The organism is Diaphorobacter sp. HDW4A (assembly GCF_011305995.1).
Lineage (GTDB): Bacteria > Pseudomonadota > Gammaproteobacteria > Burkholderiales > Burkholderiaceae_C > Diaphorobacter_A.
In genome coordinates, this window is record NZ_CP049910.1 from 5,569,250 (window position 1) to 5,583,362 (window position 14,113).

Consider the following 14,113-nt stretch of genomic DNA (forward strand, 5'->3'; position numbering starts at 1 on the left):
GGTGAGAACCTCCATAGCTTTCAAAGCTCCGGCCACACAGCGCAACCGGATAGAGGCAGTCTCAGAAAACGAAGCCCTCTTGCTCAGGGTCGTTTTGCGTCCCCTTCAAAACGACCCTTCTCAAGCGGTGGCAGTTGTGCTAGGTGGCGATAGCCGCCGCGCATCAACGCCTCACCGCGCCGCACCAGGCGGCGCACCTTGGAGCGCAGGCCTCCGTCGCTGTACCAACCGGCTGCCGCATCCACGCCGAACAGCCCCTCGGCGATCTGGTGCAAGGACGCACCCGCCAGGGTGGCGTCGAGCGCCTGCAGGGTGTGCAACTCCAGCAAGGCCGCGGGCGGAGGCCGGGGCCAGGCCGCCGATGGGGCATCGGACGCCGGCCCGCCAGACGGCTGTATGGCAATGCCGTCGCTATGTCCGCGACAGGCATGGACGACCGCCATGCCGTGCTCCAGGCCCGGCGCGAGCGCATAGCGCTGCCAATACCCCGGACTGCGCGCGATCAGCGCCAGGCCCTTGCCGTCATGCTGCAGGTGCTTGTGGCCTGGGATACGCCAGAGGTCGAATGCCATGGCATCGGCGGGCGGGTCGGCATCCGGGTAGAGCTGCACCACGGAGTGCGACCCCGGTAGCCAGGCCGGATGCGCGTCCCGCGCATCGAGATCCGGGTTTTCCAAAAGGCGCAGGCCCCATCGGGGCGCTGCGGGCTGTTCGGCGGGCGGTACTGCCCGCGCGCGGCGATGACGGCGCTGCCAGTCAAGCCGGTAGTCCGGGTGCCTGCGCAGGTACTCCCAGGCCAGGGCCAGCGCATCCAGCCACAGGATGTAGAGGTAGGCAGCGGTGGGATACCAGTGCGCGTGGTGGTGCGCATAGAGCTGGGGATCGACCATGGCGAAGGCTCCCGTCCAGTAGCAGGGACGCCGCCACGAGCCAACATGCGGAGCTATCGCATCGGGCTCCCACCATCCTCAAAACCGGGGTAGGATGTAAGCATTGGTAATCACAGGCCTGTCAAGAACCATTAGCTCTGGTGTATTGCAAAATTCGTCTAAATGCGGCGGCCGCGATGCCTACAACCGCTTCGCGGCAAGTACCACCATGCCGCAAACCGCTTGAAAGATCGTGACTGTTTGAGTCACAGCAATATCGATCTGACGCAAGAATGCCGATTCAGACCGAATTTGTCTGAGACCTGACCCAAATAGTCTCAATCCGCCAGGCCTGGCCGTGGCGGGAACGGCTCAATCGACGATGGCGCCGTTTTCCTGCGCGAGCCGCAGATATTCGGACAGGGGCCGCACTGCCTTGAAATACCGATCCCGCAGGATGGGCTGTTTGTTCGGGCCGACGATGGAAGCCAGATCAGAAAGCCGGATTTCTCCCAGCTCAGGCATGCCGATGCCCACGTCCATGATCCCGAAAGCGGTATCCCCGTCTGCGGGATCGAGAGATACCAGCAGCCAGGTGGCATGCGCGTCCGGTGTGAAAAGACGCACTACCGGTAGCGGGTCGATGGGCAGGCCCGCCGCACGGCTTTGGCCATGGGCCAGCAGTTCGGCGCGTTCCTGCTCGGTCGTCAGTGGGTCGGTCATGGCTCAGTCCCCCAAAACGGCAATAATGCGCCCGCATGCCTCGACCCCCAAGAGGCAAACGCAAACCATCGTCAAGCCTGTGGCAAAAGCACGGATGCGTCTTGCCTCGAATCCGCCAAAGCGTGAAAGCGCAAAGCCGCTTCCACGAATCTGGTGAAAACCACGGATGCGGTTTCGTTCCTCTGTGGGAACCCGCAAAGGCGGATTTCTGTAAAAGAGCAAAACCGGAAAACCCCAGGCTGTGAACACTATAGATTGTAGCTCTATAGAACGCAATCGGCTGTCATCTTGGATTTTGAGGAGATCCAAGGTTGGCAGCGAAGCACACATTGTCGGAGGCATTGAAGACCATCCGAAAGGCGCGGGGTTTGAGCCAGGAAGACTTCTCGGACGTCTCCAGCCGCACCTACATGAGTACGCTGGAGCGCGACCTCAAGAGCCCCACCTTGAACAAGCTGGCCGAGCTGTGTGAGGTCATGGAGGTCCACCCCCTGACGCTGCTGACACTGGCCTACGGTGGGGATGACAAGGGCGTCGATGCCCTCATTGCTCGCGTCAAAAGTGAGATCGCCATGCTGAAAGAGGCAGCGCCCACTCGCTGACCCGTGATCCCATTTCAGTTCTCCGAATCCGAATATCGACATGCTCAATCACTACAGATCGCCGTACCCCAACTACATCCACCAGCTTTTCATCACGCCGTCCAAGCACTTGTACGTCTTGAAGGACAAGCGCCTGAAATGGCAAAGCAAAGCCTTGGAGGTAAAGCTTGACAGCATTGAGGACGCAGAACGGGAGCACTTGGTCTACTACGTCCTGGCTGACCACACCTCCGCCGCGTTTTACGCGGAGGTTGGCACCAGCAAAACGTTGGTGCACCCAACAGAGTTTCTGACGCGGGCGTGGTCACAGAAGCCGGACTTCTTTTTCCACGGAATCCCGGAAAACCTGATCGTGCCCACCGCCGTGTCAAAAAAGTACCCGAATGTTGAAGGCTGGCTCCAACAATTGGGTGTTCGCATCGTTCCACCGCCCAGCGGCTTCTATGCTGGCATCCACCAGGTCAAGAACTGGGAAAAGGACGTAGCGAACCACATCAGCTTTCATGAGTATCTTGAGAAAACGCCGTGCACGTTGGAGGTGCTGCGCTCAAAGAACTTGCGAATGCTGGAGATGGCCAACGACAGTCAGATCAATCGGCCCGGCATTCGCATGACCCGGAAGCAGCTTTGGGAGCTGCCTGTTGAAGGTCGGCCACCGCTTCGGGTCATGGCGTGAACGGTCAGGCGGCCAACTGACTTGCGGAAAACTCGCGCCAAGCCTCTCTCAGTGCTCGCACCACATGGTCTCCATGCCGGGAGAGGTAGCGTTCAAGTTCTCGGCGGTTGCTAGCCCCAGTGGGAAATGTCTTGTCGCGTCTAGCATCCACCGCGAGATCGCCGACCGGATCACCCCTGTCAACCTGGGTGAGCAGCCACCGATGAAACGGTGCGCGCGCTGCTTCCTTCGCATCGCGCTCGGCCATGGCGATGCCGGCCAGAAGGTTTACCGCATCAGCAGGCCGGCGCCAGTTGACCTTCGACTCCAGCGACCGCTGGTTCCAGCGATCGAGCGATCCCAAATAACGCTCGCCATGCGTTTCGCCTCGATGCTGCTGCGGATCATCGAAATGCTCCGCCTCCGTGAAGACATCACATCGAGCGCAGTAGAAAAGAGCCGGGTTGTCTTCGTCCTGATCTCCATGCAGGTAATACCTGCCCTGGCTTGAGGGTGCAGACTTGCGCAGCATCGGAGATGCGCCCTTGATGGCAGGCGCAGCGCCGCTGTGCTTGACCAGCAGAGACCAGTTCTTGAAGCCCTGCTGGGCTGCAATGCGATCCAATGCTTCGCTATGGGGAATGGAAAGCTCACGGACGAGCTTCTTGGCTTCGCGCTTGAAGCGGTCGATTTGAGAAGATGAGAATGAAACGGCCATGGGTTGAACTCCGCGGTCGCAGTGACTTCGATGCGCCCACACACCGAGTCAGCAACGACCATAGGGTCAAGCCAAGACTCGCTTATTTCGTGCTGTCGAAACGACTTCGCCTTGTGGGCGGGCAGGCCTGCAAGAAGGCCTGCGTCCAGTTTACACGCTTCGTGCACCTTGGCGACAGAAGTAACTCTGTGTCGCTGCGACCTTGCCTCTCTGACGCCCCGCCAAAGCGGGGCGCTGCGGCGGTTACGCCGCCTGGGGCTTGCTACGCGACCAGATCAGGTCGTGCGTGCCGTCCTCGCCCTCGATCAGGCGGGCATAGACCGTGGCCGGGAACGAAGGATCGTCGAGGGTCACGGAGATGTACTCCCGCCCGGCCTCGCTGGTCTTCTTCCACGCCGCGCCGATGTCGTGGCTGGCGGCCTGTAGGCGGAAGTCCGGGGCCTTCTCGTTGTCGCCCTTGTCGTTGGGCACCAGCTTGACCTTGACGTTGAGCGTCAGGGTGCGAAGCGTGCCGGTGAAGCCGTCTTTGTCTGCGGTGAAGGTGCCGATGTTGGCCATGATGAAACTCCTTACGGTGGAACAAGGTTCGCGCCCATCGCGTCCTTGTTGTGATCCGGTCGGCGGGGGACGGGCGGGCTGCACCGCTTGCGGCCGCAACGCAGTGGAGGGCCGGGAGGCGAAAAGAATTTGTCCCGCGAGGAATGCGCCGAACGCAGTGACAAAGCAGGGGAAATTGTTTTCGCCGGACGGTTGCAGCCATGAAGCCCGAGGCGCAGCCGCGCCCCTGCCAGGATTCACAACCAGACAAGGACGCCTTGGGCCGAACCACCCCCAAACCGAAAGGAGACATGGCCGACTCGGCATCCCCGCCCGAAGGCTGCACCGGCTCGCCCACTGACGCGGACCAGGTCAACCACCCAACCACAGGCGAGAACGCCCCCGCCGCACCGTGCGGCGCCGGTCTTGAGGCGTGGCGTGGAAGCTCCATGGCGATGCCGGGCGGGTTGTCCGTGAACCGTCCTTCGTGACGTGATGGGCACGAACCGCCAGCGTTGAGGACAGCAGGCATTCGCACAACCTGCCGCAGCAAGCGCCAGCGTGTTCGCCAGCGCGCTGCCTACGTGGTGGGGCGCTGGCCGGGCCGATCCGCGCAGCCGGTTCGGCGGCATCGAGGGGCGCCAAGCTGTGCGCGGCGGGGATAGCCCGCAGGGCTTTCCCCTGGAGGCAAACGCAGTGCGCAGCGCAGCAGACGCGAAGGCGTGAGGGATTGAAGCCGAATGGCCGTGACGGCAAAGACGGCACGGGGCGCAGCCCGAAAGCCCGGCGGCGCTGCGCGCCGACACGCGCAAACAATCACGACATACAACCGAAAACTGGAATTAGCGCGACAGGGGAATTGCTTGGAGCGAAAGTTTAGGATGTCTCATAAAACGATCACGTAACAGTTCGGCAGACAAGGAATGAAGTGAGATGGTCCCTCTTCCAGACACTACAACAAAGAAATTTTTGGGCATATGGCGGCGCGCATTGGCGCTACCAGCCCTAACAGGCTGCTGAAATACCGCCCGCCGACACCGGCGTTGTCGGAATTCCAGCGATTCGGGTAGGGATTTGGTATTCGACGACCCGTTTCGAGGCCGATTCGTGCCTTCCGAAGGTCGTTTGGAGCACCTTTTGGCTCATCCTGCCCCCTGCGGACGGACTTGTGCCAGTGTGCGCATGCGCACGAGGTTGTAGGCGGCCATGTTCAGCACGAACATTTGGTCGACCCGCTTGAGCCCGCGCACCATCACCTGCCGGATCTGGCCAATGGTCTTGGCCCAGCCGAAGCCTTGTTCGATGCGCTTTCTGCGCTGCAATGACATGCCGTAGCCCTCGGTCTGCGCAATCTCGTCAGGCACCGCCGAGCGCCGGTTGGACTTGTTCTTCGCCACATGCGGCGTGACCTTCATCTTCTGCAACTCGGCGATGAACTCCGCGGCGTCGTAGCCCTTATCGGCACCCAGGGTAATCGCCGCTTCTGGGTGGGCCTGCCTGGCGTCGTTGATCATGGCCTTGGCCGCCACCCGCTCGGCGTGGCCGTCGGCCTGCGTGACGGTGGCGTTGACGATCAAGCCGTTGCGGTTCTCCATCAGCGTGTGGCCCATGAAGCGCAGTTCGCTGGCCGTCTTGCCCTTGCGGTACAGCCGGCTGTCCGGGTCGGTCTTGGAGGCATGGGTGTCGTTGCTGCGTGACTGGCCCCGGAAGTCTTTGCTGCTGCCGGCCTTGTTGGCGTCCTCGCCGGGGGAGTCGTTGGCGGCTGCATTGGTGACGGCCGTGTCGGTGTCGGTGGCGTTGCCATCGGCATCGTCATCGTCCTTGCGCACAAAGCTCTTGTGGCCCGCCCAGGCCTGGATCAAGGTGCCGTCCACGCTGAAGTGCTCCTGGGACAGCCAGTTCTTGCACTCGGCCTGCACCAGAACCTCGTTGAAGAACGCCACCACGGCGTCGTGCTTGATCAGCCGCTCGCGGTTCTTGCTGAACACCGTGGGCACCCACACGCTGTCGTCCATCGACAGGCCGATGAACCAGCGAAACAGCAGGTTGTACTGCACTTGCTCCATCAGCAAGCGCTCCGAGCGCACCGAGTACAGCACCTGCAAAAGCATTGCGCGCAGCAGCTTCTGCGGGGCAATGCTGGGCCGCCCACCCTTGCTTGCGTCCTCGTACATGCCGGCGAACAGATCTTCGAGCTTCTCCAGCGCTTCGTTGACCATCACGCGGATGAGCCGCAATGGGTGCGACGCAGGCACGAAGTCGTCAAGCCTCTTGACGTTGAACAGGCTCTCGGTAAAGGTGTCGGGGCCGCGCATGGTGCAAAGGGTTTCGGCTCGGTGGCGATAGCTTCAGCTCAGCAGCATACGTGCCAACTGATCGGGGAAGGTGGGCGGTATTTCAGCAGCCTGCTAAGCGATCTCCATGTCGAGTTGGTTTCAAATTGGGCACAACAAGCAGGATTTACCGTACAGGATGCTACCGAACGTGATGTCGGAATATTTCAACATACTCGGGCAATAGTTCTATCAACCAACCTAGGTGTAGCCTGCTTTCCGAAGGCATTGCCAAAGGATGCTCCCCAATGGAAAGAAAATCGAGTTATTGCCGACCATCACGCTAGCCTCTGGCAAAAGGTCGAATGGTTTTCTCCTCTTTGGATTACCCGAGGCGCTGCCAATAAATTGCTAATGGATGTTGAGCATCGCTCTAAAGACGAGGCAATAAGCCTATTTAACTATCATACCTCCACCCTGTATACCTTGTCATTTCAAGCTGTTTGCATCGCCCAACTGATACCCAGTGCCCGCAGCCTCTCAGACTTTGCATCTATTGCACGAGAAGCCTATTTGGCTTTCTACGCTGGGCATAGGGCCTCAAGCATTGCCGCCCTGATTCCCGTCATCGAAGGGGCGTTCAAGCGAATATCCAATGCCACATCAAATTTATCGATGCCAGATCAAATTGATCGGATCATAGATGAAGCCTGTATGCGTGCAGCCTATTTGCATTTCGAAGGAATGTGGGTGCCTCGCGAATATCTCACAATAGATTATCTATTTGGCCAAGATGAGCGCATATTCACCTTTGAGACTTTCCGGCGATGGCTAAAGGACGCCTTTTTCCGTAACACAGGGGATTATGACGGTGCGACATGGTTAAACCGTCACCTGTTTGCACATGGTGCCTCGACGGAGTGGCAGAACTCTGCCAATTTTTGGCGCTTGATCGTTGCGCTAGCAACACTTGGCGTTATTGAATCTTGGCATGATGGTTCTGACCGAGTGTCGCTTCTTTTTCCCGAGATGAGCGACGACAGCAAATTACTTTGGCAACAGGCGATTCTTCAAGGACAAGCTCAGATGGCCGTCAAGCTCCTTGAGGAAAAAATCTATCAATCACATGGGCGTACTGTTCCTCTCATGCCTACAGACGATGGGGCAACGCTGCGGAAGGCCCGTCTGAAAGATGAATGCATCAAGGATCTTGTGCGTCCCCTCAGGGACGCGGGATGGAGCATCACGGTTGGCGAGCCTGATGATCAAGCACTCTCCATGCAGATCGTCGCAACCAGTGGAAATAGCAAACTGCGCATAGCGCTCCTATACAGTTGCGCGACCGACAACAAGCGGTATCAGGAACTTGCACAAAACTGCGATGCGATTCTCTATGTTGGTGCTCCATATCACCAAGATCAGTACGCATACGGTATCAACGTGCATGTGGGGCCAGTTGCTGCTTGGCAACCACCCAAGGCCCCGCCGCCATAACATTTGGCCTTTGTACCGGGCGCGGCCACCGCCGCGCCCGGATTTTTGCGTTTACCGCGCCCAGGGCGGAACGGCCTGGGCGCGGTGCTGATCGCGGTTATTCCTTCGTCTCGATGATCCACCACACGGCACGCGCCAAGGCGCGGCCCGTGATGGGGTGAATGTCCGTGAGGTCGGCGCGGGCCGTCCAGCCCGATGGCGGGCGGTAGCCGCGCACGTCGCCATCGCCGTGCCAGCGGCGGGCGCGCACCGTGCCGGGTGCGTAGATGGCCGCTATGCGCGAGCGGCTGGTAGTGGTGCGGGTCATGCGTGGTTCTCCTTCCCAGCGAAGCGCCCCGGTCGAGGCCGGGGCGCTTGCCTTCGGCGCGGTCAAGCGGCCAGTACCTCGGCGGCTTCATCTGCCATTGCTTCGGCATCTGCCGGTGCGTCTTGCTCCGGCGTTTCCTTCTGCGCCACCTCCGGGCCTACGGCCTTGAAGACGGCGGGCATCCAGCCCGTGCCATCCGCCAGCCGCTCGGCTTCGCTGGCAATGTCGGCCTTCTTCAACTTCGCCAGCCGGGAAACCTGCTCGGGCGCGTACTCGCCCACGGCTTGCAGAATCGCGGCCTTCGGCACATGCCGGAAATAGCCGTCATTGGTGGGCTGCCACCATGCGGCCATGTCCAACCCCACGGCCTGCGCGAGTTCTGCGCCCGGTTGCTGCGGCGTGGCGCGGGGCGTCACCACGTCCACCGTGGACGCCACGCACACGGCCAGCAGGCGCACCAGTTCGTCTTGCGGCTTCGCCAGCAGCGCGGCGAACAGTTCGGCGCTGTCCTGCGGCAAGCCAGCGCCTGCCACCTGTTGCAGTTCGCGCAGTGCCACAGCGGCGGGCGATTCCGGCCAGTCCGGGGCCATGCCTTCCAGCCGGTCTTGCACTTTCAGGCTCACGCCCAGCGGCATATCGTGCCCGTAGTAACGGCCCTGCAAGACGGTCTGCACCATGCCATGCACCACGGCAGCCAGCGCAGCCTGCGGATGCCGGGCGATTTCGATTTGCAGCGCGGCGGTGCGGTGGGCGCTCAAACGTTGCGCCAGCCTGTCGGACATGCCGGCAGCCTTCGGCGTGTCGTCGGCGTCCTCGCCTTCGTCGTCGTTCTCGGCACTCTCGCCGCTGAAACCCTGCCGCAGCTTCTCCAGCGTGCGCAGTGCCTTGGCCTCGGCTTCGCGCAGCAGCCCGCGATGAATCACGGCCTGCCCGCTGCCGTCGATGGTGACGATGGCACCGGCTGCGGCCTTCATGCTGTCGCTGTATGCCTGCAAGCTCTCTTCCAGTGCTTGCAATTGCTCGCCCAGCGCTTCGCCTTCCTCCTGCAAGGCGTCGGCCTTGTCTTCATCGTCGGCATCCATCGCGGCATCCACGGCTTCACCGATGGCCTGCATCTTCTCTTGCAGCTTGTCGATGCGCTGCGCCTCGCGCTTGGTCGGCTCGCGGCGCTCCCTCGGCGCACGCTGGAAGGCGTGCAGGTCGGCATGGGTCACCCCCGGCGTGGCATCCACCCACGCCCAGCCCTCGGCGCGAACCGTGGCCGCGATGCCTGTCAGCCGGTCTTGCGCCAGTTGCTCCAGCAGTGCGGCATCGGTCAGATACACGCCCGCATCGCCTTCCGCGAACAGGTCACGGCGCACGCCACCGCCTGCGGCCTCGTAGGTGTCCAGCCCGACGAAGCGCACCAGCGGATGCCGGTAGGCGTCGATTTCGCGCTCGGTGAGACGGTCGCGCAGGGCGGACGGCTGGCGCTGCCATGTCGGCGCATCGTAGAAGGCGCTTTCCTGCGCAGCGTGGTCGTCGGTGATGGACAAGGCCATCAACTGATCGAGCGTGACGGCGTCGGCGCGGTAGTCGTCCATCAGGCGCGGCGAGACATTCGCCAGCTTCAAGCGGCGCTGTACCACCAGCGGCGTGACGGAAAAATCCGCTGCAATGTCCTCGACGGCCCGCCCCTCGGCCACCAGTGCCGCAAAGGCTTCGAACTGGTCTGCCGGGTGCATGGCTTCGCGCTGCACGTTCTCGGTCAGGCTGGCGGTGCGGGCCGTGCCATCCGCTACCTGCAAGCAAGGCACATCCCAATCCTTGCTGATGTGGTGCTTCTTTGCCAGCAGCTTCAGCGCAGCCAGCCTGCGGCCCCCGGCCACCACCTCGTAATGCAGGCCATCGGCGGTGAGGGTCACGATCAGGTTTTGCAGCAGGCCCACGCGCTGGATGGATGCGGCCAGTTCGGGGATGGACATGCGCGGCGCGGTCTTGCGCACGTTGCGGCCCATGCGGCCAGAAGGGCGCAGCACCAGCCGCGACAGCGGCACCAGAATCATGTGCTTGCTCGGGTCGGCGGCTTGCAGCACGTTGGCGGCGCTGCTGGCTGCGCTATGGACGGCGCGGGCTTCGGTGTGGTTAACGGCGTTCATGGTGGATCTCCAATCAAGTGAAACAAGGGAATGGAGGGGAACCGCCCCTCCGGCGGGTAAAACTTCGGAAGGGGTCAGGCTTTCAACTGGCGCAGGCCATCGGCCAGCATCCACAAGGCGCGATTGAGGCGCACATCGGAATCAATGCCCTGTATCGGGCGGGTCTGCTGGCGGCGTCCGCTGGCGCTGCGGCCATGCAGTCCGCCTTTGGTCAGGTTTTCTTGCGTGCGGTTGAACACGCTCCACAAGTCCGGGCGGCGGTCGTCGAACCGGCGCGGCATCAGGATTTGCGATTCGGTGATGGGCGCGGGCTTGCCCGGGTCGTCGTACTTGAGGGACAGCGCGGCGCGGGCGAACACTTCGGCCTCGCCTTCGTCCAAGGTGATGTCGCGCATCAGGTCGCGGGATTCCTTCACCCGCTCGAAGCCGCTCAACACCTCGAAAGCGCCTTCGATGACGGAACCGGCCACGTCGCCCTTATGGGGTACGCGCACGTCCGCCACGGTGTCGCCGCAGACAAGGCCATTGCTGCACACGAAACGGAACATTCCGGCCAGCATCTGATAGCTGCTCGTGCCATCGTGCGAGTTCAGCAGCACGATTTCGTTAGCCTCCGCGCCGTTGATCTGGCTGGCATGGCGCAGGCGCAGCATGTGTTTGGTGTGCTCGCGCTTGCCTTCATCACGCACGCGGGTCTGGCAGGCCATGAACGGCTGAAACCCCTCCTTGCGAAGCTCGGTCAGCACGGCAGCGGTGGGGATGTAGGCGTAACGCTGCGAACGGCTCTCATGCGGGGCGTCCGCGAAGATGGACGGCGCTACCCGGTGAATCTGGTCATCGGACAGCGGGTAGTCGCTGCGCAGTGCGGGGGAATGGGAAGCGAAACGGTTGGCAAGCATGTCGTTCTCCTGACTTGGCTGTTGAAGAAAGCGCACACCGGATTCCTAGATTCGGAGCCCAGCCTTGCGGCTGTTCGGTGCGGTCGGCACGAGGAACCCGGTTGGCCCTGTTGCCACCGTCTTTCCTGAGTTCATCGCCCGCGACGGTCAGGAGCGCGCGAACGGGTGCCGTCAAGGAGGCAAGCGCAGGGTGGGTGCGGCCCGCAGGCGCAGCCGAGGACACGGCCCTGCGCGCCTTGACGGCACACGGGCGCGGGCTACAGTCGCGGACAAGGTGATGAGGTCAGGGAAGACGGCTGGACATGACAACGGCCATCACACGCCGACCGCACGGCAAGCGAAGCGCGCAGGCCCGGATCTGGAAGCCGGGCCGAAGGCGTCAGCGATATGGAAGGCTGGTGAATACCAGTCCCGTCAGGGATGAGCGAGCAGCGAACCTGGAGCAGCGCGATCCGTGCAGCGGAGACGCCCAAGCTATCTTCATTTATATTGATGGATTGGATGCCGCTGGCAGAATAGTTTCAATTCGAAAACAACTAATCACTCCAAGCCGACATTTCAGGGGGAGCAATGTATCAAGAAGAGATTTGCCGATTATCGCCCAATGAGTGGGAGTGGTTTGCGCAGGACGTCTTATTTCACTTGGGATTTATGATCCATGTAGGCCCATCAGAAGGAACAGATGACGGGCTCGACATGATCGTTGAACGCGAGAAAACAAAATATCTTGTGAGCTGCAAACACAATCATAAGTCACGGAAAAATGTAGGCGTCAGAGAGGAGTCAGACATAAGAGACAGGGTGGAGCAACATAATTGCGAAGGATTTATTGCCTTCTACTCCGTCGGGGCGACGACAGCACTCAAGAAGAAATTTATTTCATTAGAGAATGCCGGAATAGGTGTAATTGAGATATACCTAGACAATATTCTTGACATCATCCCAACCATGATGGGATTTACCCTACAAAAATACTTTCAACGTCCGCAAGAAATTCATCATCACCTGGTGCAGAGTTGCAACTACAAACCACTAAAGTGCATGAATTATGAGTGCGAGAAAGACATTGTCAGCAAGGAAAGAATCCCGCATTCTTTGGCCGGCTTCTGCATTGACAACGAAGATTTTATTCACCTAATTTATGGCTGCAAAAGCTGTGTAGGTGACTACTGCCCCCATCATTACTGGGCTGAAATTGGGCAAATAAGATATATAGAGCAGATGCTGGTTTGGCGCTCGATAGTTGATGAGGTGGTAATTCAGAACAAGCCAGCGAATGATTTTTATAAGCACTGGGCGCTACTTCAAGAGGCGATCCTCCAAATTCAAGTACCGCAGGGATGGGGGCGCTGGATATAAAGGACTGAGGCATCAAAGCGTTAATCTGCAAAGGCTGAAGGCGTCACCGATGGAACCTTTATGGAGCGGATTCGCGGGCGAGGCTGGATGTACTGCACGAAAATGCGACTAGCCGCGTCATTGCTGGAGACGCCCTGATCGCCGCAGGTACCTTAGAACCCGATGCGCAACAATGGCTGAACAGCCCCGGGTTTTGAGGATGCTCCAACACGAGAGAAGATGGAGCTATGAACAAGTCACCGAAGTTCTCCCCGGAAGTGCGCGAACGCGCTGTGCGTATGGTGCAGGAGCACCGAGCCGACTACCCCTCCCTGTGGGCAGCTATTGAATCGATTGCCCCAAAGATTGGCTGCGTGCCACAGACCTTGAATGACTGGGTCAAGAAGGCCGAGGTCGACAGCGGACATCGCCCCGGCACCACCACCGCGGATGCGCAGCGCATCAAGGAACTGGAGCGTGAGGTCAAGGAATTGCGCCGGGCCAATGACATCCTGAAGACGGCCAGCGCGTTTTTTGCACAGGCGGAGCTCGACCGCCGTCTCAAGTCGTGAGGGCCTACATCGACCGCCACCGTGATGATTACGGGGTCGAGCCCATCTGCAAGGTGCTACAGATGGCCCCGTCGTGTTACTGGCGCCACGCAGCCCGGCAACGCAATCCGCAATTGCGCAGTGCGCGCGCCCTGCGTGATGAAGGCTTGAAGGCTGACATTCAGCGCGTGTGGCACGCCAACTGGCAGGTCTACGGAGCCGACAAGGTCTGGCTGCAGATGAACCGTGAGGGCATCCCGGTGGCGCGCTGCACGGTGGAGCGACTGATGCGTGCCATGGGGTTGCAAGGGGTACGCCGTGGCAAGACGGTGCGCACCACCACGCCGGACCCATCGGCGCCGTGCCCGCTGGACCACGTCAACCGGCACTTCAAGGCCAGCCGCCCCAACGAGCTGTGGGTGTCGGACTTCACTTACGTCTCCACTTGGCAGGGGTGGTTGTACGTGGCCTTCGTTGTGGACGTATATGCCCGGCGCATCGTGGGCTGGCGGGTCAGCCGCAGCATGCAGACCGACTTCGTGCTGGATGCCTTGGAGCAGGCTTTGTACGACCGCCAGCCAGCGACCCATGCCTTGACGCACCATTCCGACAGGGGCAGTCAGTACGTCAGCATCCGCTACACCGAACGCTTGAATCAGGCGGGCGTACAGCCCTCGGTGGGCAGCAGGGGCGACAGTTACGACAACGCGCTGGCCGAGACCATCAACGGTCTGTACAAGACCGAATTGATTCACCGCCGGGGCCCCTGGAAGAGCAGGGAATCCTTGGAACTGGCCACCCTGCAGTGGGTACACTGGTTCAACCACGTCCGACTGCTCAAGCCAATCGGAGGCATCCCTCCGGCAGAAGCTGAGGCAAACTACTGGAGGCAACTCGCAGCCAGCGATGCCTCAATAGAGGCGTCAACTTAAACTAACCAGCCTCCTCGATACCCGGGGCCGTTCAGGCTGAGGTACCGACAAGTCTGTCATGGTTCTATACGCTTTGA

The 14,113-nt window shown here is 60.7% G+C and carries 14 protein-coding genes and 1 other annotated feature; of the genes, 6 read left to right on the plus strand and 8 right to left on the minus strand.

The window, feature by feature from the left end; genetic code table 11:
• Positions 1-83: 83 nt before the first annotated feature.
• The gene (locus G7047_RS25475; protein ID WP_166311132.1) at positions 84-890 is read right to left on the minus strand and encodes a DUF2285 domain-containing protein; all 807 of its coding nucleotides are present in this window, start codon (positions 888-890) and stop codon (positions 84-86) included.
• A gap of 351 nt (positions 891-1,241) precedes the next feature.
• The gene (locus G7047_RS25480; RefSeq protein ID WP_166311133.1) at positions 1,242-1,592 is read right to left on the minus strand and encodes a DUF2958 domain-containing protein; all 351 of its coding nucleotides are present in this window, start codon (positions 1,590-1,592) and stop codon (positions 1,242-1,244) included.
• 311 nt (positions 1,593-1,903) lie between these two features.
• Here G7047_RS25480 and G7047_RS25485 point away from each other — a divergent pair, with 311 nt between their 5' ends.
• The gene (locus G7047_RS25485) at positions 1,904-2,194 is read left to right on the plus strand and encodes a helix-turn-helix domain-containing protein (RefSeq protein WP_166311134.1); all 291 of its coding nucleotides are present in this window, start codon (positions 1,904-1,906) and stop codon (positions 2,192-2,194) included.
• A 40-nt stretch (positions 2,195-2,234) separates the two neighbouring features.
• Positions 2,235-2,870, plus strand: coding sequence for a hypothetical protein (locus G7047_RS25490; protein WP_166311135.1), 636 nt, complete (start codon positions 2,235-2,237; stop codon positions 2,868-2,870).
• A gap of 4 nt (positions 2,871-2,874) precedes the next feature.
• Here G7047_RS25490 and G7047_RS25495 read toward each other — a convergent pair whose 3' ends face one another.
• The gene (locus G7047_RS25495) at positions 2,875-3,567 is read right to left on the minus strand and encodes a YozE family protein (RefSeq protein ID WP_166311136.1); all 693 of its coding nucleotides are present in this window, start codon (positions 3,565-3,567) and stop codon (positions 2,875-2,877) included.
• 243 nt (positions 3,568-3,810) lie between these two features.
• On the minus strand, positions 3,811-4,125 hold the full coding sequence (locus G7047_RS25500) for a DUF736 domain-containing protein (RefSeq protein WP_019726278.1): 315 nt from the start codon (positions 4,123-4,125) through the stop codon (positions 3,811-3,813).
• Between the two features lie 290 nt (positions 4,126-4,415).
• Here G7047_RS25500 and G7047_RS25505 point away from each other — a divergent pair, with 290 nt between their 5' ends.
• Positions 4,416-4,595 carry a hypothetical protein gene (locus tag G7047_RS25505; RefSeq protein ID WP_166311137.1) on the plus strand — a complete coding sequence of 60 codons (180 nt, stop codon included), beginning with the start codon at positions 4,416-4,418 and terminating at the stop codon, positions 4,593-4,595.
• Positions 4,596-5,246: 651 nt separating this feature from the next.
• On the opposite strand, the gene G7047_RS25510 is transcribed toward G7047_RS25505, so the two are convergent.
• Positions 5,247-6,419 carry an IS5 family transposase gene (locus G7047_RS25510; RefSeq protein WP_166311138.1) on the minus strand — a complete coding sequence of 391 codons (1,173 nt, stop codon included), beginning with the start codon at positions 6,417-6,419 and terminating at the stop codon, positions 5,247-5,249.
• A gap of 21 nt (positions 6,420-6,440) precedes the next feature.
• Between G7047_RS25510 and G7047_RS25515 the strand changes: the two genes are divergently transcribed.
• Complete coding sequence (locus G7047_RS25515; protein WP_166311139.1) at positions 6,441-7,871, plus strand: hypothetical protein; 1,431 nt, start codon at positions 6,441-6,443, stop codon at positions 7,869-7,871.
• A gap of 97 nt (positions 7,872-7,968) precedes the next feature.
• Here the strand turns inward: G7047_RS25515 and G7047_RS25520 are convergent, their stop codons facing one another.
• The 3 genes from G7047_RS25520 to G7047_RS25530 all read right to left on the minus strand — a co-directional run bounded on the left by G7047_RS25520 (position 7,969) and on the right by G7047_RS25530 (position 11,215).
• Complete coding sequence (locus G7047_RS25520) at positions 7,969-8,178, minus strand: hypothetical protein (RefSeq protein ID WP_166311140.1); 210 nt, start codon at positions 8,176-8,178, stop codon at positions 7,969-7,971.
• 62 nt (positions 8,179-8,240) lie between these two features.
• Positions 8,241-10,316 carry a ParB/RepB/Spo0J family partition protein gene (locus G7047_RS25525; RefSeq protein WP_166311141.1) on the minus strand — a complete coding sequence of 692 codons (2,076 nt, stop codon included), beginning with the start codon at positions 10,314-10,316 and terminating at the stop codon, positions 8,241-8,243.
• Positions 10,317-10,390: 74 nt separating this feature from the next.
• Positions 10,391-11,215, minus strand: a complete 825-nt coding sequence (locus G7047_RS25530; protein ID WP_166311142.1) for a DUF932 domain-containing protein — start codon at positions 11,213-11,215, stop codon at positions 10,391-10,393.
• A gap of 570 nt (positions 11,216-11,785) precedes the next feature.
• Here G7047_RS25530 and G7047_RS25535 point away from each other — a divergent pair.
• Positions 11,786-12,574, plus strand: a complete 789-nt coding sequence (locus G7047_RS25535; RefSeq protein ID WP_166311143.1) for a restriction endonuclease — start codon at positions 11,786-11,788, stop codon at positions 12,572-12,574.
• Positions 12,575-12,801: 227 nt separating this feature from the next.
• A protein-coding gene (locus tag G7047_RS25540; RefSeq protein ID WP_166301875.1) for an IS3 family transposase occupies positions 12,802-14,036 on the plus strand; the annotation gives its coding sequence in 2 pieces (ribosomal slippage) (positions 12,802-13,090 and positions 13,090-14,036; 1,236 coding nt in all).
• Positions 13,080-13,196: a sequence feature (AL1L pseudoknot), on the plus strand. It overlaps the preceding gene by 117 nt.
• Positions 14,037-14,113: the final 77 nt, after the last annotated feature.

What these genes read in the sequence shown, in the direction of transcription:
- G7047_RS25525 (WP_166311141.1), bottom strand. Translation starts at nt 10,316, where the DNA reads ATGAACGCCGTTAACCACACCGAAGCCCGCGCCGTCCATAGCGCAGCC.
- G7047_RS25530 (WP_166311142.1), bottom strand. Translation starts at nt 11,215, where the DNA reads ATGCTTGCCAACCGTTTCGCTTCCCATTCCCCCGCACTGCGCAGCGAC.
- G7047_RS25535 (WP_166311143.1), top strand. Translation starts at nt 11,786, where the DNA reads ATGTATCAAGAAGAGATTTGCCGATTATCGCCCAATGAGTGGGAGTGG.
- G7047_RS25495 (WP_166311136.1), bottom strand. Translation starts at nt 3,567, where the DNA reads ATGGCCGTTTCATTCTCATCTTCTCAAATCGACCGCTTCAAGCGCGAA.
- G7047_RS25480 (WP_166311133.1), bottom strand. Translation starts at nt 1,592, where the DNA reads ATGACCGACCCACTGACGACCGAGCAGGAACGCGCCGAACTGCTGGCC.
- G7047_RS25475 (WP_166311132.1), bottom strand. Translation starts at nt 890, where the DNA reads ATGGTCGATCCCCAGCTCTATGCGCACCACCACGCGCACTGGTATCCC.
- G7047_RS25490 (WP_166311135.1), top strand. Translation starts at nt 2,235, where the DNA reads ATGCTCAATCACTACAGATCGCCGTACCCCAACTACATCCACCAGCTT.
- G7047_RS25520 (WP_166311140.1), bottom strand. Translation starts at nt 8,178, where the DNA reads ATGACCCGCACCACTACCAGCCGCTCGCGCATAGCGGCCATCTACGCA.
- G7047_RS25505 (WP_166311137.1), top strand. Translation starts at nt 4,416, where the DNA reads ATGGCCGACTCGGCATCCCCGCCCGAAGGCTGCACCGGCTCGCCCACT.
- G7047_RS25510 (WP_166311138.1), bottom strand. Translation starts at nt 6,419, where the DNA reads ATGCGCGGCCCCGACACCTTTACCGAGAGCCTGTTCAACGTCAAGAGG.
- G7047_RS25500 (WP_019726278.1), bottom strand. Translation starts at nt 4,125, where the DNA reads ATGGCCAACATCGGCACCTTCACCGCAGACAAAGACGGCTTCACCGGC.